The 18,198-nt window shown below is 71.6% G+C and carries 22 protein-coding genes, 1 pseudogene and 1 riboswitch; of the genes and pseudogenes, 13 read left to right on the plus strand and 10 right to left on the minus strand.

Annotated features, from left to right (window positions below; translation table 11 throughout):
• Positions 1–28: 28 nt before the first annotated feature.
• From ACHBTE_RS11200 to ACHBTE_RS11220, 5 genes are all read right to left on the minus strand, one after another.
• Positions 29–703 (minus strand): urease accessory protein UreF, encoded by a 675-nt coding sequence (locus ACHBTE_RS11200; RefSeq protein WP_394723511.1) that lies wholly within the window; start codon positions 701–703, stop codon positions 29–31.
• 12 nt (positions 704–715) lie between these two features.
• Positions 716–2,437, minus strand: a complete 1,722-nt coding sequence (locus ACHBTE_RS11205) for an urease subunit alpha (RefSeq protein WP_394723512.1) — start codon at positions 2,435–2,437, stop codon at positions 716–718.
• Positions 2,430–2,741: an urease subunit beta gene (locus ACHBTE_RS11210; protein WP_394723513.1), complete on the minus strand. Its 312-nt coding sequence runs from the start codon at positions 2,739–2,741 to the stop codon at positions 2,430–2,432. The genes ACHBTE_RS11205 and ACHBTE_RS11210 overlap by 8 nt, the downstream gene beginning before the upstream one ends.
• Before the next feature lie 11 nt (positions 2,742–2,752).
• Positions 2,753–3,055, minus strand: coding sequence for an urease subunit gamma (locus ACHBTE_RS11215; protein ID WP_394723514.1), 303 nt, complete (start codon positions 3,053–3,055; stop codon positions 2,753–2,755).
• A 113-nt stretch (positions 3,056–3,168) separates the two neighbouring features.
• Entirely contained in the window at positions 3,169–3,816 is a 648-nt protein-coding gene (locus ACHBTE_RS11220; RefSeq protein WP_394723515.1) for a TetR/AcrR family transcriptional regulator, read from the minus strand.
• 126 nt (positions 3,817–3,942) lie between these two features.
• Between ACHBTE_RS11220 and ACHBTE_RS11225 the strand changes: the two genes are divergently transcribed.
• Entirely contained in the window at positions 3,943–4,959 is a 1,017-nt protein-coding gene (locus tag ACHBTE_RS11225) for an ABC transporter permease (protein WP_394723516.1), read from the plus strand.
• A gap of 91 nt (positions 4,960–5,050) precedes the next feature.
• On the opposite strand, the gene ACHBTE_RS11230 is transcribed toward ACHBTE_RS11225, so the two are convergent.
• Positions 5,051–5,338 (minus strand): type II toxin-antitoxin system Phd/YefM family antitoxin, encoded by a 288-nt coding sequence (locus ACHBTE_RS11230; RefSeq protein WP_394723517.1) that lies wholly within the window; start codon positions 5,336–5,338, stop codon positions 5,051–5,053.
• A gap of 68 nt (positions 5,339–5,406) precedes the next feature.
• On the opposite strand from ACHBTE_RS11230, the gene ACHBTE_RS11235 reads away from it, so the two are divergent.
• The 3 genes from ACHBTE_RS11235 (at position 5,407) to ACHBTE_RS11245 (ending at position 7,385) form a co-directional block, all read left to right on the plus strand.
• The gene (locus ACHBTE_RS11235) at positions 5,407–6,042 is read left to right on the plus strand and encodes an ATP-dependent Clp protease proteolytic subunit (protein WP_394723518.1); all 636 of its coding nucleotides are present in this window, start codon (positions 5,407–5,409) and stop codon (positions 6,040–6,042) included.
• An 8-nt stretch (positions 6,043–6,050) separates the two neighbouring features.
• Positions 6,051–6,359, plus strand: coding sequence for a hypothetical protein (locus tag ACHBTE_RS11240; RefSeq protein WP_394723519.1), 309 nt, complete (start codon positions 6,051–6,053; stop codon positions 6,357–6,359).
• Between the two features lie 338 nt (positions 6,360–6,697).
• Positions 6,698–6,908, plus strand: a riboswitch (cyclic di-AMP (ydaO/yuaA leader).
• Between the two features lie 3 nt (positions 6,909–6,911).
• Positions 6,912–7,385 (plus strand): C40 family peptidase, encoded by a 474-nt coding sequence (locus ACHBTE_RS11245; RefSeq protein ID WP_394723520.1) that lies wholly within the window; start codon positions 6,912–6,914, stop codon positions 7,383–7,385.
• Between the two features lie 53 nt (positions 7,386–7,438).
• Here ACHBTE_RS11245 and ACHBTE_RS11250 read toward each other — a convergent pair whose 3' ends face one another.
• Complete coding sequence (locus tag ACHBTE_RS11250) at positions 7,439–8,053, minus strand: LysE family translocator (RefSeq protein WP_394723521.1); 615 nt, start codon at positions 8,051–8,053, stop codon at positions 7,439–7,441.
• 96 nt (positions 8,054–8,149) lie between these two features.
• On the opposite strand from ACHBTE_RS11250, the gene ACHBTE_RS11255 reads away from it, so the two are divergent.
• Positions 8,150–9,073, plus strand: coding sequence for a LysR family transcriptional regulator (locus tag ACHBTE_RS11255; RefSeq protein WP_394723522.1), 924 nt, complete (start codon positions 8,150–8,152; stop codon positions 9,071–9,073).
• Positions 9,074–9,077: 4 nt separating this feature from the next.
• On the opposite strand, the gene ACHBTE_RS11260 is transcribed toward ACHBTE_RS11255, so the two are convergent.
• Positions 9,078–9,536, minus strand: coding sequence for an ATP-binding protein (locus ACHBTE_RS11260; protein WP_394723523.1), 459 nt, complete (start codon positions 9,534–9,536; stop codon positions 9,078–9,080).
• Between the two features lie 212 nt (positions 9,537–9,748).
• Between ACHBTE_RS11260 and ACHBTE_RS11265 the strand changes: the two genes are divergently transcribed.
• Together ACHBTE_RS11265 and ACHBTE_RS11270 are read left to right on the plus strand one after the other, a co-directional pair.
• Positions 9,749–10,627 (plus strand): helix-turn-helix domain-containing protein, encoded by an 879-nt coding sequence (locus ACHBTE_RS11265; RefSeq protein ID WP_394723524.1) that lies wholly within the window; start codon positions 9,749–9,751, stop codon positions 10,625–10,627.
• Between the two features lie 9 nt (positions 10,628–10,636).
• On the plus strand, positions 10,637–10,864 hold the full coding sequence (locus ACHBTE_RS11270; RefSeq protein ID WP_394723525.1) for a DUF397 domain-containing protein: 228 nt from the start codon (positions 10,637–10,639) through the stop codon (positions 10,862–10,864).
• Positions 10,865–10,915: 51 nt separating this feature from the next.
• On the opposite strand, the gene ACHBTE_RS11275 is transcribed toward ACHBTE_RS11270, so the two are convergent.
• Positions 10,916–12,043 (minus strand): 8-amino-7-oxononanoate synthase, encoded by a 1,128-nt coding sequence (locus tag ACHBTE_RS11275; protein WP_394723526.1) that lies wholly within the window; start codon positions 12,041–12,043, stop codon positions 10,916–10,918.
• Positions 12,044–12,190: 147 nt separating this feature from the next.
• Here ACHBTE_RS11275 and bioB point away from each other — a divergent pair, with 147 nt between their 5' ends.
• The 5 genes from bioB to ACHBTE_RS11300 all read left to right on the plus strand — a co-directional run bounded on the left by bioB (position 12,191) and on the right by ACHBTE_RS11300 (position 16,900).
• Positions 12,191–13,438 (plus strand): biotin synthase BioB, encoded by a 1,248-nt coding sequence (bioB, locus tag ACHBTE_RS11280; protein ID WP_394723527.1) that lies wholly within the window; start codon positions 12,191–12,193, stop codon positions 13,436–13,438.
• Positions 13,431–14,729 carry an adenosylmethionine--8-amino-7-oxononanoate transaminase gene (locus ACHBTE_RS11285; protein WP_394723528.1) on the plus strand — a complete coding sequence of 433 codons (1,299 nt, stop codon included), beginning with the start codon at positions 13,431–13,433 and terminating at the stop codon, positions 14,727–14,729. Before bioB ends, ACHBTE_RS11285 begins: the two co-directional genes overlap by 8 nt.
• Position 14,730: 1 nt before the next feature.
• The gene (bioD, locus tag ACHBTE_RS11290; protein ID WP_394723529.1) at positions 14,731–15,447 is read left to right on the plus strand and encodes a dethiobiotin synthase; all 717 of its coding nucleotides are present in this window, start codon (positions 14,731–14,733) and stop codon (positions 15,445–15,447) included.
• Between the two features lie 36 nt (positions 15,448–15,483).
• Entirely contained in the window at positions 15,484–16,080 is a 597-nt protein-coding gene (locus ACHBTE_RS11295) for a hypothetical protein (RefSeq protein WP_394723530.1), read from the plus strand.
• A gap of 136 nt (positions 16,081–16,216) precedes the next feature.
• The gene (locus ACHBTE_RS11300; RefSeq protein ID WP_394723531.1) at positions 16,217–16,900 is read left to right on the plus strand and encodes a class I SAM-dependent methyltransferase; all 684 of its coding nucleotides are present in this window, start codon (positions 16,217–16,219) and stop codon (positions 16,898–16,900) included.
• A 10-nt stretch (positions 16,901–16,910) separates the two neighbouring features.
• Here ACHBTE_RS11300 and ACHBTE_RS11305 read toward each other — a convergent pair.
• Positions 16,911–17,213 (minus strand): annotated as a pseudogene (locus ACHBTE_RS11305) (fic family toxin-antitoxin system, toxin component).
• Positions 17,214–17,377: 164 nt separating this feature from the next.
• On the opposite strand from ACHBTE_RS11305, the gene ACHBTE_RS11310 reads away from it, so the two are divergent.
• Positions 17,378–18,196 (plus strand): ABC transporter ATP-binding protein, encoded by an 819-nt coding sequence (locus ACHBTE_RS11310; RefSeq protein ID WP_394723532.1) that lies wholly within the window; start codon positions 17,378–17,380, stop codon positions 18,194–18,196.
• Positions 18,197–18,198: the final 2 nt, after the last annotated feature.

Genomic DNA, 18,198 nt, shown 5'->3' on the forward strand with positions numbered 1-18,198 from the left:
CCTGAGAGGGGCCCGGGGGTGAGTACCGCTAGGACGCGAACAGCCGTACGGCCCAGGCCGCATGCACCTCCGCCCCGATCTCCAGCAACGGTCCCGAAGCCGCGGGCAGCTCGTCGACCCCGCTCTCGACCACCAGCCGCCCCGCCTCCACCGCCCGGTCCACGACCCGGTCCAGCTCCGGCGCCAGTCGGGCCAGTACGGCCGTGGCGTCGAAGGGGTCGAGGCTCAGCAGCCGTACCGTCGCGCTCGCCGGCCCGCTCACGCTCTCGTACGCGGCGCAGTACGCCGCCTCGACCGCGCCCAGCCCGGCGGCCCGGGCCACGGCTCCCAGCACGACCGGCTGATGGGCGCCCTTGGGAAACCGGCCCGCCAGCGCGTCGAGTTCCGCCGCGGGCCAGGTCGCCCGAGCGGCCCGCATCAGCTGCCGGCCGAGCTTGCGCGCGGCCAGCCGCAGGGCGGGGGACGGGGTACGCGCGTCGGCCGCCTCGTCCAGTGTGACCGGGTCCGCGCCGAGGGCCGCCGCAGCGGCGAGCGAGGCCGCGACCAGCCCCGCCGTGTGCAGCCGCCCCCGGCAGAAGTCCTCCAGGCTCGCGGCCCCGGTGATGCGTCCCGCCTTGACGGCCGCCTCGGCCCCGCCGGAGTGCGCGTGCCCCCCGGCGGGAAAGCGGCCGTCGGCCAGGACGAGAAGTGCTGCCCGTGACATCGAACCCCGCCGTCAGAAGAGGAAGTATCGCTGGGCCATGGGAAGTTCCTCGGCGGGCGCCGCCTCGACGAGCTCGCCGTCGATGTGCACGGCGAAGCTGTCGGGGTCGACCCGCACCTCGGGTCGCGCGTCGTTCTGCCGCATGTCGGCCTTGGTGACACCGCGCGTCGACTCGATGGCCACGAACCGCTTGCCGAGCTGGAGCCGCTCCGGCAGCCCGTCCTCCAGAGCCGCTGGGGCGACGAAGTTGAAGGAGTTGGCGGCGGGTGCCCGCCCGATCGCCCCGTACATCGGGCGGGGCAGGATTGGCTGGGGCGTCGGGATCGAGGCGTTCGCGTCGCCCATCTGTGCGTAGGCGATCTGCCCGCCCTTGATGACGAGGTGCGGCTTGACCCCGAAGAACGCCGGTTCCCACAGCACCAGATCGGCCAGTTTCCCGCTCTGCACCGACCCGATCTCGCGGGCCAGGCCCTGGGCGAGCGCCGGGTTGATCGTGTACTTGGCGACATAGCGGCGTACCCGGTGGTTGTCGGCCCGTCCGTCGCCGGGCAGCGCGCCCCGGCGCCGCTTCATGACGTGGGCCGTCTGCCAGGTCCGCAGGACGACCTCGCCGACGCGTCCCATGGCCTGGGAGTCCGAGGAGATGATCGAGATGGCGCCCAGGTCGTGCAGGACGTCCTCAGCCCCGATCGTCGACGGCCGGATCCGTGACTCGGCGAAGGCCAGGTCCTCCGGCACCGCCGGGTTGAGGTGGTGGCACACCATCAGCATGTCGAGGTGTTCCTCGGCGGTGTTGACGGTGAACGGCCGGGTCGGATTCGTCGAACTCGGCAGCACATGCGGCTCGGAGACGACGGTCATGATGTCCGGCGCGTGTCCGCCGCCCGCGCCCTCGGTGTGGTACGCGTGGATCCCGCGCCCCGCGATGGCGGCCAGGGTGTCACCGACGAACCCGGCCTCGTTGAGGGTGTCGGTGTGGATCGCGACCTGGATGCCGGTCTGTTCGGCGACGGTGAGCGAGGCGTCGATCACCGCCGGGGTCGAGCCCCAGTCCTCATGCAGCTTCAGGCCGAGCGCACCACCGCGGATCTGGGACAGCATCGCCTCGTGGGAGACGGTGTTGCCCTTGCCCAGCAGACCGATGTTGAGCGGGTACTGCTCCATCGCCTCCAGCATCCGTGCCAGATGCCACGGACCGGGTGTCACGGTCGTCGCCTTCGATCCCTCGGCCGGTCCGGTGCCGCCGCCCACGAGTGTCGTGATGCCCGCGGCCAGGGCCTCGTCGGCGATCTGCGGGCAGATGAAGTGGACGTGCGCGTCGATGGCGCCGGCCGTGAGGATCCGGCCGCTCCCGGCGATGATCTCGGTCTCGGGGCCGATGACGAGGTCGGGGTGCACCCGGTCCATCGTGTCGGGGTTGCCCGCCTTGCCGATGCCGGTGATACGGCCGTCACGGATGCCGACGTCGGCCTTGACGACGCCCCAGTGGTCGATGATCACGACGCCGGTGATGACGGTGTCCGGGGTGCCGTCCGCACGGGTGGCCCGGGACTGGCCCATGGACTCGCGGATGACCTTGCCGCCGCCGAACACGGCCTCGTCACCGGCCAGTCCAGGTCCGCCGCAGCGGTCCTCCTCGATCTCGACCAGCAGATCGGTGTCGGCGAGCCGGATGCGGTCACCGGTGGTCGGGCCGAACAGGTCGGTGTACGCGGCACGGGAGATCTCAGGCATCGAGGGCGCCTCCCGTCTCGCCGCGCAGTCCCGGCACCACGCGGGCGCCGGCGAGCGGGACGAGTGCGACGTCGACGGGGATCCCGGGCTCGAAGCGCACCGCGGTGCCGGCGGCGACGTCGAGCCGCTTGCCGTGGGCGGCGGCGCGGTCGAAGCGCAGGCCGGGGTTGGCCTCGGCGAAGTGGTAGTGGGAGCCGACCTGGACGGGCCGGTCGGCAGCGTTCAGGACGGTCAGCCGGGTGACCTCACGGCCTTCGTTGCAGACGATCGGGCCCTCGCCGAAAAGGATCTCTCCGGGAATCATCGGGGCCGCCCTCAGACGATGGGGTCGTGGACGGTGACCAGCTTGGTGCCGTCCGGGAAGGTGGCCTCGACCTGGACGTCGTGGATCAGCTCGGGGATGCCCTCCATGACGTCGTCCCGCGTGAGCAGCTTGCGTCCGGAGGACATGAGTTCCGCGACGGTGCGGCCGTCGCGGGCGCCCTCGAGGATGTGCGAGGTGATGAGGGCGACCGCCTCGGGGTGGTTGAGCCTGAGTCCGCGGGCCCTGCGCTTCTCGGCGACGTCGGCCGCCACATGGATGAGCAGCCTCTCTTGCTCGTGCGGGGTCAGTTGCACGTCCCACCTCACAGTCCTCGCTCCGGACCGTGCGGGGCCCGGCTGCCGCGGCCATCGGGCAAAGTGCCTGGTGGCGTGGATCGGCAGGCTAGTTGGGCAGCGTTTCGGGCACGTTAACCCAGCTGTGATCCCTCAGTGGCCGGGCGCGCGGAGGGCATGCTCGTCAGCGCCCGCAGGCCGTCCTGCAGGACCTCCAGGGGCGCCGGCCCGAACAGGGCCTGCTGGGCGATGAATCCCTGCACGGTCGCGATCATCGTGCGGGCCACATGGTCCGCGGGGATGTCCGCCGGCATCATCCCGGCGTCCTGGTATGCCTCGACGGCGCGCACCCAGGACTCCCGCAGCGTCGTGTACACGTCCTCGAGCACGGACGCCAGCTCCTTGTTGCGGACGGTCTCCGCCCAGACCTGGATGACCAGCGGCGGGAAGACCGATCCCCCGTCGTCGTCCAGGGCCGAGTAGACGCGCAGCGTGCGGCCGAGGACCGCTCCCACCAGCAGGTCCGGTGGCGGGGGCGGGCTCTGCCGGGCGGCGTCCTCGAAGGAGGCGCGGATCTCGCCGAGCACTTCCTTGACGATCGCTGCGATCAGCTCGTCCTTGCCGCTGAAGTAGCGGTAGACCGCCCCGGCCGAGAGATCGACCTCCTTCAGCACGTCCTGCATGGACGTGGCGTGGAAGCCGTTGCGGGCGAAGAGACGCGCGGCGCCGTCGAGGATCTGCCGGCGGCGGGCGTCGAGGTGCTCCTGGGATACGCGGGCCATGGTCCCAAAGTAAAACGAACATTCCTTCTTGACAAGCGCCGCCATGGGCGAGCACGGTGGTGACAGGAAAAACGAACGATCCTTCTTTTTAATCTTCCGTAGATCCCTCTCCCTGGAGTCGAGACCATGTCCACCCACTCCGCTACACCGCACCCGAACGCCGGGCGCCGGCACCTGCTCGCGGTCGTCGTCCTCGTCCCCGTCCTCGCCGCACTCGCCCTGTGGGCGTTCGCCTGGCCCGCGGCCCGCACCGCCCCCAGGGACCTGCCGCTCGGCGTGGCGGGCCCGGCCGCCGCCACGGCCCAGGTCGAGCGGCAACTCACCCAGCGTGACGGCGCGTTCGAGATCCATCGCTACGCCGACGAGGCCGCCGCCCGCCAGGCCGTCGAGGACCGGACCGTGTACGGCGCAATCGTCGTGACACCCGAGGGCCCCGGCCTGCTGACCGCATCAGCGGCGAGCCCGGCCGTCGCCCAGCTGCTCCAGCATGCGGTGGCCGAGCACGCCTCGGCCGAGGGGGCGCGGGTCCGCACGGTCGATGTCGTGCCGGCACCGGCGAACGATCCGCGTGGCGCGGCGCTGGGCTCCAGCGTGCTGCCCCTCGCCCTGGCCGGTATCGCGGCGGGTGCGGCCGTGACGCTGCTCGGGCTGCGCGGCCTGCGCGCCGCGGGCGCTCTGGTCGGGGCCGCCGCGCTGATCGGCGCGGTCACGGCAGCCCTCGCGCACAGCTGGCTTCAGGTGCTGGCCGGCGACTGGTGGGCGGAGGCCGGGGTGTTCGCGCTGATGACGCTGGCCGTGAGCAGCGCCGTCGCCGGGCTCGCCGCCCTCGTCGGCCCTGCCGGGGTGGGCATCACCGCCGCCGTCATGATGCTGCTCGGCAACCCCTTCTCCGGGGCGGCGTCGGCGCCGCAGATGCTGCCCGAACCGGCGGGCGCCGTCGGCCAGTGGCTGCCGCCGGGCGCGGGCACGACGCTGCTGCGCTCGGTGTCCTTCTTCGACGGCGCGGCGGCGACCGCTCCCGCCCTGACCCTGACCTGGTGGGCCGCGCTGGGCCTGGGCGCAGTGCTGCTGGGCAACGCGCTCAAGGCGCGCAAGGAGAGCGGCGCGCCCACGGCCGAGAAGGAGCTCGCCGCCGTCGGCTGACCCACCGGCCACACCGAAGCGACCGGCCATCGAGCGACCGCGCACCCCCGCTGTAGCGGACGGGGGGCACGGTCTTTTTTGTCGTGCCCGCCTACGACGGACCCGGGCTCCGATGCTCGGCCGCGATTCCGAACCGCTGCCGTTCGCGGGGAGCGGACGCCACCTCGCGAACGCGGGAGACCGCGCTGACGACCTGCTCCTCGGCGAGGTCGGCCGACTCCCCCAGCTTTTCCAGTCGTTCCAGGTCAGAGGCGGAGACAAGGGCGACGAGGGGCTTTCCGTGGCGCGTCACGACGACGCGCTCACCGCCGTACACCACGCGATTGATCAGATCGGCGAGCTCAGCCCTTGCTTGCGTCACCGGAATCTCGTAGGCCATGCTCCCTACATTACGTCATGTACGTCCTGTACATTTTTCATAGGCACCCCGGCAAGGGAGCGTGAGCCATGACCCGCCCGTCCGCCCGCTATGTACTGCCCGAGTTCACCGAGCGCACCAGTTCGGGTACCAAGACCCAGGACCCGTACTCGAAGCTGCTGGAGGAGCGGATCGTCTTCCTCGGCACGCGGATCGACGACATCTCGGCGAACGACGTGATGGCCCAGTTCATGTACCTGGAGCACAGCAATCCCGACCAGGACATCTCGCTGTACATCAATTCGCCGGGCGGCTCGTTCAGCGCCATGTCGGCGATCTACGACACGATGCAGTTCGTCGCCTGTGACGTGGAGACGATCTGCCTGGGCCAGGCCGGCTCGGCGAGCGCCGTGCTGCTGGCGGCGGGCACCCCGGGCAAGCGGTTCGCCCTGCCGGGAGCGCGTGTGGTGATCCATCAGCCGGCGTTGCCCGAGCCGGTGCAGGGGCAGGCGAGCGATCTGGCCATCCAGGCCGACGAACTGACGCGCATTCGGACCCGGCTGGAGGAGATGCTCGCCCAGCACACCGGGCGCAGCCGTGCGCAGGTGGCCGCGGACATCGAGCGGGACAAGATCCTTGACGCCCAGGAGGCGCTGGAGTACGGGCTGGTGGACCGGATCATCCCCAGCCGCAAGGCGACCCTCGCCCCGCCCACGGGGAGGTGATCCGGCCGGTGCTCCCACCCGAGTTGCCGCCCCTTCCCGCACTGACGCGGGCCGAGGGCGAGTTGATCGACCGTTATCTCGAGGTGGTGGACCTGCTCGGCCGGATCAACCCGGCGCAGCACGGCGACACCTACCGCGGACTGCGCGCCGCCCAGGCGCTGGTGGCCAAGGCCGCCGCGCTGCGGGACGCGCTGGCGCTGATGCACCAGCGAGGCGAGACGGAGCTGCACGCCCCCACGCTGGCGCGCGCGCTGCGCGTGCTGGACGGAGAACGCCGCACGGCTCGTGTCACGGTGCCGCCGCGCTCCGACACTTGACGACGCGTACAGACCGGATCCGGACGGCTCGGCATGCCGAGCCGTCCGGATCGGCGTCGAAACGCACCAAACGGCGTACCCCCGTTCGGCGTAGCCGTGTCTCCTTTTGCGCGCCCCTCGATGTTGCGCAACAGCCATCGACGCAAGGCGGAATTGGGTGCTTCGTGCCTGGTCCGAGGCTCCTCGGGTATCTGGACATCTGCTCGAACACAAGGGTGTCCACCCGAACGGGTGAGTGGTGAGTAACACCACAAATCCCCGGTTCCGTTGGGTTTTTCGTTCATCCGTGCGTCAAGATCCCTGTCTGACGACAAGCCCCCGCCACAGCGGCGGGGCGGTCCGGGCGGACGCCGAGTCCTGCCGCCGCCCGGATGACCGGTCGACAGGAGTGGATCGGCAGGAGTGGAGGACCCGAGCAAGACGGGCCGCCGGAGCGGACGTTCGTTCGAACCGAGCAGCCCTTGGGGTGAAGCCGCGGCAACGCGGCCGGGCAACTTCGCCAGCCCGAATCCGACAGGTCATCCTTCACAGGCGGCTGACGAAGGGTTGCGCATGACTGCGCTCAATCGTGTCCCGTCGCTCATGGCCCGGGCCGGTACGGCCTCGGCCCTCACGCTCGTCGCAGTGGGCGGCACCGTGGTCGCCCCCGGCTTCGCCACCGAGGCCGAAGCCGCGACGCCGGCGACGAAGGCACTGAAGGTCGCGGCCTCCAAGAAGGGGGCCCCGTACAAGTGGGGCGCCACCGGGCCGAGCAGGTTCGACTGCTCCGGGCTCACGCTGTACTCGTACAAGAAGGCGGGCAAGAAGCTGCCCCGGACGGCGGCTCAGCAGTACAACAAGACCCGCCACATCTCCGCCCAGAACCGCAAGGCCGGAGACCTGGTGTTCTTCCACTCGGGGTCGTACGTCTACCACGTCGGCATCTACGCCGGGAAGGGAAAGATCTGGCACTCCCCGAAGAGCGGGGACGTGGTGAGGCTGCAGAAGATCTGGACCAGGAGCGTCTGGTACGGCCGGGTGAGGTGACCTTCCCGGGGGCGGTGAGGGCGGCCTGACACGCCGTCACCGCCCCCGGGGCTTCACAGGGCCGACAGCGGCCCCGCGAGAAGCGCCAGACCGAATACCGTCAGCGCGGCGCCCGTGCCGACCGTGACCGCCCGGGCTGCCCGCGGCCTGCGCAGCCATCTGCCCAGCCGGTCCACCAGCAGAGCGACGACCTGGAACCACACCAGCGCGATCGCGAGCACGATCAGGGCCAGCAGCAGCGTCCGGGGCAGCGCCGGCGAGCCCGCGGGCACGAACTGCGGCAGCACACTGAGGAAGGTGAGGGACGCCTTCGGGTTGAGGGCGTTGGTCACGAAGCCCTGCCGCAGCGGCCGGGCGGTGGACTCCTCGCGCCCCTCGGCCGGCTCGCCGGGCCCCCCACGCAGCGTCTGGACGCCCAGGTACAGCACATAGAGGCCCCCGACCACCTGGAGCGCCCGGAACAGTGCCGGCACGGCGGCCAGGACCGCGGCGACCCCGACCACCGCGAGCGTCACGTGGATGAGCAGCCCGGCCCCGATCCCCAGCGCACAGGCGACACCGGCCCGGCGGGAGACGAGAGCGTTGCGTACGACGACGGTGAAGTCGGCTCCCGGCATGGCGACCAGGCCGGCGGAGACGCCGGTGAAGGCGATGAGCTGTGCGTCCATGCCGTCAGGGTGCCTGACGGCAGCCTTCAGCAGGTATTTCCAATATGCTGCGCTCGCCTAAAGCATTGGTTAAGGCAGTGGCAGACGGGAGCCTCCATGTACGACCCGACCCGTCTGGCCGCCCTGGTGGCGGTAGCGGAGGCGGGTTCGATCACCCGGGCGGCCGAACGGCTCGGCTACACCACGCCCGCGCTCTCCCAGCAGCTGGCCAAACTGGAGCGCGAGGCGGGCACCGCCCTGCTGGTACGACACCATCGCGGGGCCCGCCTCACCGGTGCGGGCGAGCTGCTGGTGGCCCGGGCCCGCCGGGTGCTCGACGAGCTGGAGCGGGCGCGGCACGAACTGGCCCGGCTGACCGGCCTGTCGGGCGGGACCCTGCGTCTGGGCACCTTCCAGACCGCCGGTATCCATCTGCTGCCCCCGGCTCTCAGCGCCTTCCGCCGGGCGCATCCGGACGTGGAGCTGACCGTCGCCGACTACGAACCGTCGGCCGGTGTCACCGCCGTGGCGGCCGGTGAGGTCGATCTGGCGCTCACCCACGCCTACGAGCCGGGCTCGCCGGTCCCGCTGCCCTCGTCCGTCGGCCTCGAACCGATCCTCGTGGAGGAGCTGGTCCTGGTGTCCGCTCCGGGCCATGCCCTCACCAGCGGGACCGCTCGGCTGCCGCTGACCGAGCTCGCCGGGCAGCCGCTGATCAGCATGGCGCCGGACGCTCCGGCCCGGCGGGAGGTGGAAGCGGTGCTGGCGCGGGCCGGGGCCACCCCTTCGGTACTGGTTCCGACGCCGGGGTACCTGCTGGTGTGCGCGCTGGCCAGTGCGGGGCTCGGGGTGGCGGTCGTGCCGGAGATGGTGGCGCGCACGTCGGTCACTCCGGTCGGGGTGCGGGCGCTGGAGGGCGGAGGGCTGCGCCGTACGATCTCGGTCGCTTTTCGCAGCGACGAGGCGGCGCCGGCCGCGGACGCCTTCCGGGCCCTGCTGCGCGGCACGTTCGGGCGCGCCGGACAGCCGTCGCCGCCGTGAGGGGTCAGGGCTCCTGCTGTCCCGCCGCCGGCACCGGCGCCGTGGGGACGGTCCACGGCAGTTCGATGGAGACGGTCTTGCCGCCCTCACGGGTGGGCCGCACCCGCAGCTTGCCGCCGCACTCCGCGGTGAGCCAGCGGATGATGACCAGACCCCGGCCGTTGTCCTGCTGGACGGCGGCCGGCAGTCGCTTGGGGAAGCGCGGATGGCTGTCGGTCACGCCGATGCGCAGGTGTTCGTCACGGTCGAGCTCGATGTCCACCCTGAAGGTGGGTGACTGACCGAGCGTGTGCTGTACGGCGTTGGTGGCGAGTTCGGAGACGATCAGCCGGATGGTGTCGGCGGCTTCGGTGTCCGGTGGCAGTCCCCACTCGGCGAGGGTGGTGACCACGTAGCTCCGGGCCGCGGAGACCGAGGCGGGATCGCTCGGCAGAGTGACGGATGCTTCCAGGTGATCTGCCATGGCGACGTCGTCCCTTTCCCACGGGACCGCAGTCCGACACGGAGCGGATGGTTCGAGTACGGTCCCGGACTGGTGCTTCGTCGCCAGACTGCCATTACCGCGCCCGTCAGAGGTGGCGATCCACCAAGATATGCATATATCTGTCGCTCGATGCGGTGAACTCTGCGACGGCAGAGCGTATTTGGGCGGCCCGGTTGGAGTAAGGAGTTCCCATGCAGCACGGGCCCGCGGTGCGCCGCCGGAAACTGGGCGCAGAACTGCGTGCGTTGCGTACCGGGGCGGGGCTCACCAGTGGTGAGGCGGCCCGGCTGGTGGGCTGGCACCAGTCCAAAGTGAGCCGGATCGAGACCGGTTCCAGCGGGGTGAAACCGGCCGATGTGCGGTTACTGCTGGATGCGTACGGCGTTCGGGAGGGGCAACTCCGGGAGTTGCTGCTGGTGTTGGCGGGCTCCGACGAAGGGGGCGGCCGGCATCACTGGTGGCATGCGTACCGCGGTGTACTGCCGCCGACGTACCGGGATTTCATCAGTCTGGAGTCGCAGGCGAGCGCGATGCGCACGCTGGAGACGTCCGTGGTGCCCGGGCTGCTCCAGACGCCCGAGTACGCCCGGGCGGTGACGCGGGCCGCGGTGAGCGGACTCGCCGACGAGGCCGGCACCGCCGACGAGCGGCTCGACGCGCTGGTGACGGTCCGGCTGGCCAGGCAGGACGTACTGTACGCCAACCCGCCGCTGCGGCTGAGCGCGGTGCTCGACGAGGCGGTGCTGCGCCGCGAGATCGGCGGTCCCGAGGTGATGGCGCGACAGCTGGGGCGGCTGATGGAGGCGGCGCGGCTGCCTCATGTGCGGCTGCAGGTGCTGCCGTTCGCGGCCGGGGAGCATATCGGCATCACCGGCCCTTTCGTTATCTTCTCATTTTCGCGCACTTCTGATCTGGATGTGGTTGTTCTCGACCACTTGACGAGTAGCCTCTATCTCGAACGGAAAGAAGACCTCCGGGCCTACACGGAGGCCTTCAACGCCCTTCGGATCCACGCCCTTTCGCCCGAGGAAACGTTGGATTACATCGCCGCGCTGGGTGGCGGCGCGTAAGGAGGCACCATGACCGCACTGCCTCGGAACGTAACTGCCAGCACTGATCTGCCTGGTGTTCGATGGCTGCGCAGCAGCTACAGCACAGGCGCGAACAACTGCGTCGAGACGGCTCGCACCCCCTCCGGTCCCTGGAGCGGGCTGCTCGCCGTGCGCGACTCCAAGGACCCGGCCGGACCCGCGCTGCTCTTCTCCCCCGAGAGCTGGGCGGGTTTCACAGCCGCGTTCCAGTCCTGACACCTTCTGACCGAATCTGACCGCCCCGGCGCACGGCCGTGTCACGCCGACTCATGGTCGTGTCTCGCCGATCACCTGTACAGCGCGTTCGATCTGCCCCTCGGAGAGGTCCGCGCGGGCGGTGAGCCTCAGCCGTGAGATGCCGTCGGGAACGGAAGGAGGACGGAAACAGCCCACGGCGAGCCCTGCCGCACGGCAGTCGGCCGCCCACGCGACGGCCTGCTCCGGGGACGGCGCCCGCACGGAGACGACCGCGGCGTCCGGACGTACGGCTTCCAGACCCGCGGCCGTCAGCCGTGTGTGCAGCTCGCCCGCGACCCTGCGGGCCCGCGCGGCACGCTCCGGCTCACGGCGCAGCAGTCTCAGTGCCGCGAGGGCGGCGCCCGCCGCCGCGGGGGCGAGACCCGTGTCGAAGATGAACGTACGGGCCACGTTGACCAGATGGTCGATCACCCGGGCGGGACCGAGGACGGCACCGCCCTGACTGCCGAGCGACTTGGACAAGGTGACCGTCACGACGACGTCGTCGTCGCCCGCGAGCCCCGCCGCGTGCGGGGCCCCGCGGCCGCCGTCGCCGAGCACGCCCAGGCCATGGGCGTCGTCGAGCACCAGACCTGCGCCGTGCTCCCGGCACGCCTCGGCGAGCGGTGCGAGCGGGGCGGCGTCGCCGTCGACCGAGAAGACCGTGTCGGACACATAGACGGCCGGTCCGTCATGCGTCAGGAGCGCCTTGCGCACGGCGTCCGGATCGGCGTGCTCCACCACCTGCGACGTGCCCCGGGCCAGCCGGCAGCCGTCGATCAGTGAGGCATGGTTGCCGGCGTCGGAGACCACGAGGGAGCGGAGCGGGGCCAGCGCGGTGACCGCCGCGAGGTTGGCGGCGTACCCGGAGGAGAAGACGAGGGCCGCCTCGAATCCACAGAAATCGGCCAGCTCCCGTTCCAGCTCGCCGTGCAGTTCGGTCGTACCGGTGACGAGCCGGGAGCCCGTCGCCCCAGCGCCCCAGGTCCGGGCCGCCCGCGCCGCGCCCTCGACCACCTCCGGGTGGCGGGTCAGCCCCAGGTAGTCGTTGCTCGCGAGATCGAGGAGCGGCGAGTCGGCGGGGCGGGGGCGCAGGGTGCGTACCAGTCCCCTGCGGCTGCGCACCCGCTCCTGCCGGTCGATCCAGCCGAACGCCATGGGTCCTCCGGAGGTTTTGTAGGCAGTGCACAGACACTAATGGGACGACCAGCGGCTCAGGGTGTGGCAATACCCACACCTGCGAGCGCTTCTGTTGTGGGAATCTTCCTTGGCCCGGGACGGCTCCGTAAGACAGGATCGGCTTTCATGGACCTGCTGAACACGCTGGTGGACAAGGGATTTCGGCGCGAGCTGCCGACCCGCGAGGAAGCGCTCGCCGTCCTCGCCACTTCCGACGACGACCTGCTCGATGTGGTGGCCGCGGCCGGAAAGGTACGCCGGCACTGGTTCGGCCGACGCGTCAAACTGAACTACCTCGTCAACCTCAAGTCCGGCCTGTGCCCGGAGGACTGCTCCTACTGCTCGCAGGCCCTCGGGGCGAAGGCCGGGATCCTGAAGTACACCTGGCTCAAGCCCGAGGAGGCTTCGAAGGCCGCCGCCGCCGGACTCGCGGGCGGTGCCAAGCGGGTGTGTCTGGTGGCGTCCGGGCGAGGCCCGACGGACCGGGACGTGAACCGGGTCTCCGACACGATCAAGGCGATCAAGGACCAGAACGAGGGCGTCGAGGTGTGCGCCTGTCTCGGCCTGCTCTCCGACGGCCAGGCGGAGCGGCTGCGCGAGGCCGGCGCGGACGCCTACAACCACAACCTGAACACCTCGGAGTCCACCTACGGGGACATCACGACCACGCACACCTACGCCGACCGCGTGGACACCGTGCAGAAGGCGCACGCCGCGGGCCTGTCCGCCTGCTCCGGCCTGATCGCGGGCATGGGCGAGAGCGACGAGGACCTGGTCGACGTCGTCTACGCGCTGCGCGAGCTGGACCCGGACTCGGTGCCGGTCAACTTCCTGATCCCGTTCGAGGGCACCCCGCTGGCCAAGGAGTGGAACCTCACCCCGCAGCGCTGTCTGCGCATCCTGGCGATGGTCCGGTTCGTGTGCCCGGACGTCGAGGTGCGCATCGCGGGCGGACGCGAGGTGCATCTGCGCTCGATGCAGCCGCTCGCCCTGCACCTGGCCAACTCGATCTTCCTCGGCGACTACCTCACCAGTGAGGGCCAGGCGGGCAAGGCCGACCTGGAGATGATCGCGGACGCCGGGTTCGAGGTGGAGGGCACCGAGCAGGTGACGCTGCCGGAGCACCGGGCGGCGGCTGCCGGGGGTGGCGGGTGCGGTTCGCAGGAGAGCTCGGGCTGCGGGTCCCACGAGAGCGCCGGATGCGGATCGCACGCAGACGCCGGGTGCAGGTCGCACGAGGGTGGCGGTTGCGGGTCCCACGAGAGTGGCGGAGTGTGCGGTACGGCCGCTGCCGCGCCGGCCGGCGAGCCGCGCACCGACCTGGTCGCCGTACGGCGCCGGGGCGCCGGAACGGACCTCGCGCCCAATGCCTGACCCGCGCACCGGACCGGGCCTGAGCGTGCCCGAACTGCTCGACCTCGACCGGCGGCACGTCTGGCATCCGTACGGCCCCATGCCCGGCCGCAGCGAGCCGCTCGTGGTGGAGTCGGCGAGCGGGGTGCGGCTGAAGCCGGCCGACGGCTCGGGCGAGCTGGTCGACGGCATGTCGTCCTGGTGGTCGGCGATCCACGGCTACAACCACCCGGTGCTCAACGAGGCCGTGCGCGAGCAGCTGTCGCGTATGAGTCACGTCATGTTCGGCGGGCTCACGCACGAGCCCGCCGTCCGACTGGCGAAGCACCTTGTCGACTTGTCGCCCGAGGGCGTGGAGCATGTCTTCCTCGCCGACTCCGGGTCGGTGTCGGTCGAGGTCGCGGTCAAGATGTGCCTCCAGTACTGGCGTTCGCTGGGCCGCCCCGGCAAGCAGCGGCTGATGACCTGGCGCGGCGGCTACCACGGCGACACCTGGCAGCCGATGTCGGTGTGCGACCCCGAGGGCGGGATGCACGAGCTGTGGACCGGGGTGCTCCAGCGCCAGGTGTTCGCGGACCCGCCGCCGGCCGAGTACGAGGAGTCGTACGCCGACCGGCTGCGGGCGCTCATCGAGCGGCATGCGGACGAACTGGCCGCGGTGATCGTCGAGCCGGTGGTGCAGGGCGCGGGCGGGATGCGGTTCCACTCCCCGGCTTATCTGCGGGTGCTGCGGGAGGCGTGCGACGCGCACGACGTGCTGCTGGTGTTCGACGAGATCGCCACCGGTTTCGGGCGTACGGGGGCGATGTTCGCGGCGGAGCACGCGGCGGTGACGCCGGATGTGATGTGCGTGGGCAAGGCGCTGACCGGCGGCTATCTGACGATGGCCGCGACGCTGTGCACCGCGCGCGTGGCCGACGGGATCTCTCAGGGCGAGGTGCCGGTGCTGGCGCACGGCCCGACCTTCATGGGCAACCCGCTGGCCGCGGCCGTCGCCTGCGCCTCGATCGAGCTGCTGCTCGGCCAGGACTGGCGGGCCGAGGTCGAGCGGATCGAGGCGGGGCTGCGCGAGGGGCTGGCGCCCGCGGCGGACCTGCCGGGCGTGAAGGACGTTCGGGTCCTCGGCGCCATCGGGGTCGTCCAGCTGGACCACGAGGTGGACATGCGGGCGGCGACGACGGCCGCGGTGCGCGAGGGCGTGTGGCTGCGGCCGTTCCGCGACCTCGTCTACACGATGCCGCCGTACGTCACGAGCGACGCGGATGTGGCACGGATCGCCCGCGCGGTGTGCGCGGCGGCGCGGGAGGGCTGACGTGACGGTACTGGTGATCACCGGCACGGGCACCGAGGTCGGCAAGACGGTCACGACCGCAGCGATCGCCGCGGCGGCCGTGGGCGCCGGCCGGTCGGTGGCGGTCCTCAAGGCGGCGCAGACGGGCGTGCGGCCGGACGAGCGCGGGGACGCGCAGGAGGTCGCGCGCCTCGCCGGCGACGTCGCGACCGCCGAACTCGCCCGCTATCCGGAGCCGCTGGCACCGGCGACGGCCGCACGTCGGGCCGGCCGTGCTCCGGTCCGGCCGCACGAGATCGCCGAGGCCGCCGCAAAGCTGGCCGCCGAGCACGACCTCGTCCTGGTGGAAGGGGCGGGCGGGCTCCTGGTCCGCTTCGACGAGACGGGCGGCACGCTGGCGGACGCGGCCGAGTCGATGGGGGCTCCGGTCCTGCTGGTGGCATCGGCGGGCCTGGGCACGCTGAACACCACGGAACTGAGCGCGCGTGAACTGCGGCGCCGGCGGCTGGACCTGCTGGGCATCGTGATCGGCAGCTGGCCCGGCGCGCCGGATCTGGCGTCGCGGTGCAATGTCTCCGATCTGCCGGAGGTGGCGGGCGCGCCGCTGCTGGGCGCGTTGCCGGCCGGTGCGGGTTCGCTGACGCCTGCCGACTTCCGTGCGGCGGCGCCGCGTTGGCTGGCCCCACGGTTGTTCGGGACGTGGGACGCGGACGGGTTCCGGGGGCGACAGACACCCTGACGCGGGTGTGTCGGACCCTCGTGCCATCCTCTGATCATGGCGGTCGAAGAGCAGCACGACGACGAGTCGGCTCCCCCTCCCGTACCCTCCACCCCTGCGGAGTGGGACGCCCTGATCACGGACTGGGACGAGATCCGGCAGGGCTACCACCTCGGAGACGCGCGACGCGCGGTCCTGGAGTGCGCGAGTCGTCTCGAGGCCAGTACGGCCGCCGACGGACCGGACACGGCGCTGTGGACCCTCGGCCTGGTACTCATAGGCCCTTACGTCATTTATGCCCGCCCGGACGCGGCGGCCGAGGCCCGCGTGCTCGCGGCGTTGTCCGGCGTCGAGCGGGCCCTCGCGCCAAGGACCTGTGCTCATGGCGAGCATCCCTGTGACGACGTAGCGCCCGACGACGAGCTGGACGACCTTCGCCACGTCCTTCAGATGCTGGCCCGCCCGGAGCGGGACTCCGCGGGGGCAGCGGACGGGACGAGGACAGCCCTCGGGTCGAACGACGGGTCCGAGGACGGTTCCGGCGACGAGGCCGACGACGAAACCGGCGACTGGTTCGAAGGCCGGATGACGAGGGAGATCTGGGCCTGCCCGCAGAACCTCGCGGGGTTCGCGCGCGCGTTCGCGGACGCCTAGGCGGTCACGGGGCGTACAGCCAGATCCGGGACAGCCGCGCCGGGCCGGACGGACCCCAGACACCGGCAGCAGGGGTGCGCCGGGCTCGTACGGGGGAGAATCGGGACGTGAGTCCCGTCCCGCCCGGGAGGTCCCCATGGCCCTACGGTCCGTCGGCTCAGGCAAGGTGGCGCGGGGAGCCGTGCACCACCCGTTGTTCGCCCGCTACTACGCCCGGATCAGCGTCAACGCCGAGACCCGGATGGGCATGGGCGGCGTACGCGACCGGCTGCTGGCCGGGCTGTCCGGCCGGGTGATCGAGATCGGCGCGGGCAACGGCCTGAACTTCGCGCACTATCCGAGCGCCGTCTCGGAGGTCGTCGCCATCGAACCGGAGCGCCTGCTGCGGAAGTTGGCGGTGGAGTCCGCGCTGCGCGCCGAGGTGCCCGTGGACGTGGTGCCGGGTTCCGCGGAGGCGCTGCCGGTCAAGAGCGAGGCTTTCGACGCGGTCGTGCTCTCGCTGGTGCTGTGCAGCGTGCGGGACGTGCCGCGGACCCTCGCCGAGGTACGGCGGGTGCTGCGGCCCGGCGGTGTCGTGCGGTTCTTCGAGCATGGCCGGGGCGGCGGGCGCGCGATGACGTTCACCCAGCGCGCGCTGGACCGGACGGTGTGGCCGCTGATCAACGGCGGCTGTCATCTCTCGCGCGACGCGGTCCCCGCGTTGCGGGCCGCCGGTTTCGAGCTCGGCCCCTACCGGCAGGTGATGATGCCGGAGAAGGGGCCGGTGCTCCCCGCGTCGTACTGCGTCCTGGGCACGGCGTGGCGGCCGTCGAGCGAGTAGGCACCGCCCGTCACAGGCTCCACCGGCGCAGTTCTCGCGCGATGTCGCGCACCGAGGTCTCGCCGCTCATGACCAGCCCGGCCGGCTCGCGCACCTGCTCGGGCGAGGTGACGACCTTCAGGCCGGCGGCTACGCGGTACGCGTAGGCCACGGCTGAGACGCGAACAGGGCGTTGGAGCGCTCCAACACGGGGACGTGGATCAGCAGTTGGAGCAGGGCGGTGGCCCGGGCTGTCGTGGACGGGGACGTCGAACATCTCGGCCTGACGGCGGGCGACGGCGGCGGCGAGGGCTCCCCAGTGGGCTGCCCGGATCTCGCCGGATGCCGTACGGGCGGAGGGTGCCCCTTACATCGAAGCCGGGGGCCCGACCTGGGGCGGACACGGGCCGGGACCTCGGAAGGATTCCAGTTGTGCGCTGGGTCACATTAGGCTCGACGGGGACGACGCGAACGTGACGTCCGCCAGAGGAGGCGCTCTTGTCCACAGCAGCAGCGGAGCACACCCCGAGCCCCGCGTCGGCCGACGGCATCGCCGCCCGGGCCCGCGGCCTGACCAAGGCGTACGGCTCGGGTGAGACGACGGTGCTCGCCCTCGACTCGGTGGACGTGGACATCGCGCGCGGCCGGTTCACGGCGGTCATGGGGCCGTCGGGCTCCGGGAAGTCCACGCTGATGCACTGCCTGGCCGGCCTCGACAACGTCTCCGCTGGGCAGGTCTGGCTCGGCGACACCGAGATCACCGGGTTGAAGGACCGGGAGTTGACCCGGCTGCGGCGGGACCGGATCGGGTTCATGTTCCAGTCGTTCAACCTCATCCCGACCCTGAACGCGGCCGAGAACATCACCCTGCCCATGGACATCGCCGGCAAGAAGCCCGACGAGAAGTGGCTGGAGCAGGTCATCGACACGCTGGGACTGCGGGACCGGCTCGGGCACCGGCCCTCCCAGCTCTCCGGCGGCCAGCAGCAGCGCGTCGCCTGTGCCCGGGCGCTCGCCTCCCGGCCGGAGCTGATCTTCGCGGACGAGCCGACCGGCAACCTGGACTCGCGGGCGGGCCTGGAGGTGCTCGGGTTCCTTCGGGAGGCAGTCGACCAGCTCGGTCAGACGGTCGTGATGGTCACCCATGACCCGGGCGCCGCCGCCCACTCCGACCTGGTGCTCTTCCTCGGGGACGGGCGGATCGTCGACGCGATGGAGCGGCCGACGGCGGAGGCCGTACTGGAGCGGATGAAGCGCTTCGATGTGATCCGGGGCCAGTTCGAGGACGGCATGCCCGCCTCGTCCGGGGAGAGCTGACC

Origin of the sequence: Streptomyces sp. M41 (genome assembly GCF_043673425.1) — a bacterium.
GTDB lineage: Bacteria > Actinomycetota > Actinomycetes > Streptomycetales > Streptomycetaceae > Streptomyces.

Excerpts from the sequence above, each read along its gene's own strand:
- ACHBTE_RS11300 (WP_394723531.1), top strand. The coding sequence starts at position 16,217 with ATGGCCCTACGGTCCGTCGGCTCAGGCAAGGTGGCGCGGGGAGCCGTG.
- ACHBTE_RS11250 (WP_394723521.1), bottom strand. The coding sequence starts at position 8,053 with ATGGACGCACAGCTCATCGCCTTCACCGGCGTCTCCGCCGGCCTGGTC.
- ACHBTE_RS11265 (WP_394723524.1), top strand. The coding sequence starts at position 9,749 with ATGCAGCACGGGCCCGCGGTGCGCCGCCGGAAACTGGGCGCAGAACTG.
- ACHBTE_RS11245 (WP_394723520.1), top strand. The coding sequence starts at position 6,912 with ATGACTGCGCTCAATCGTGTCCCGTCGCTCATGGCCCGGGCCGGTACG.
- ACHBTE_RS11270 (WP_394723525.1), top strand. The coding sequence starts at position 10,637 with ATGACCGCACTGCCTCGGAACGTAACTGCCAGCACTGATCTGCCTGGT.
- ACHBTE_RS11255 (WP_394723522.1), top strand. The coding sequence starts at position 8,150 with ATGTACGACCCGACCCGTCTGGCCGCCCTGGTGGCGGTAGCGGAGGCG.
- ACHBTE_RS11285 (WP_394723528.1), top strand. The coding sequence starts at position 13,431 with ATGCCTGACCCGCGCACCGGACCGGGCCTGAGCGTGCCCGAACTGCTC.
- ACHBTE_RS11225 (WP_394723516.1), top strand. The coding sequence starts at position 3,943 with ATGTCCACCCACTCCGCTACACCGCACCCGAACGCCGGGCGCCGGCAC.
- ACHBTE_RS11200 (WP_394723511.1), bottom strand. The coding sequence starts at position 703 with ATGTCACGGGCAGCACTTCTCGTCCTGGCCGACGGCCGCTTTCCCGCC.
- ACHBTE_RS11210 (WP_394723513.1), bottom strand. The coding sequence starts at position 2,741 with ATGATTCCCGGAGAGATCCTTTTCGGCGAGGGCCCGATCGTCTGCAAC.
- ACHBTE_RS11205 (WP_394723512.1), bottom strand. The coding sequence starts at position 2,437 with ATGCCTGAGATCTCCCGTGCCGCGTACACCGACCTGTTCGGCCCGACC.
- ACHBTE_RS11295 (WP_394723530.1), top strand. The coding sequence starts at position 15,484 with ATGGCGGTCGAAGAGCAGCACGACGACGAGTCGGCTCCCCCTCCCGTA.
- ACHBTE_RS11275 (WP_394723526.1), bottom strand. The coding sequence starts at position 12,043 with ATGGCGTTCGGCTGGATCGACCGGCAGGAGCGGGTGCGCAGCCGCAGG.
- ACHBTE_RS11230 (WP_394723517.1), bottom strand. The coding sequence starts at position 5,338 with ATGGCCTACGAGATTCCGGTGACGCAAGCAAGGGCTGAGCTCGCCGAT.
- ACHBTE_RS11220 (WP_394723515.1), bottom strand. The coding sequence starts at position 3,816 with ATGGCCCGCGTATCCCAGGAGCACCTCGACGCCCGCCGCCGGCAGATC.
- bioB (WP_394723527.1), top strand. The coding sequence starts at position 12,191 with ATGGACCTGCTGAACACGCTGGTGGACAAGGGATTTCGGCGCGAGCTG.
- ACHBTE_RS11260 (WP_394723523.1), bottom strand. The coding sequence starts at position 9,536 with ATGGCAGATCACCTGGAAGCATCCGTCACTCTGCCGAGCGATCCCGCC.
- ACHBTE_RS11235 (WP_394723518.1), top strand. The coding sequence starts at position 5,407 with ATGACCCGCCCGTCCGCCCGCTATGTACTGCCCGAGTTCACCGAGCGC.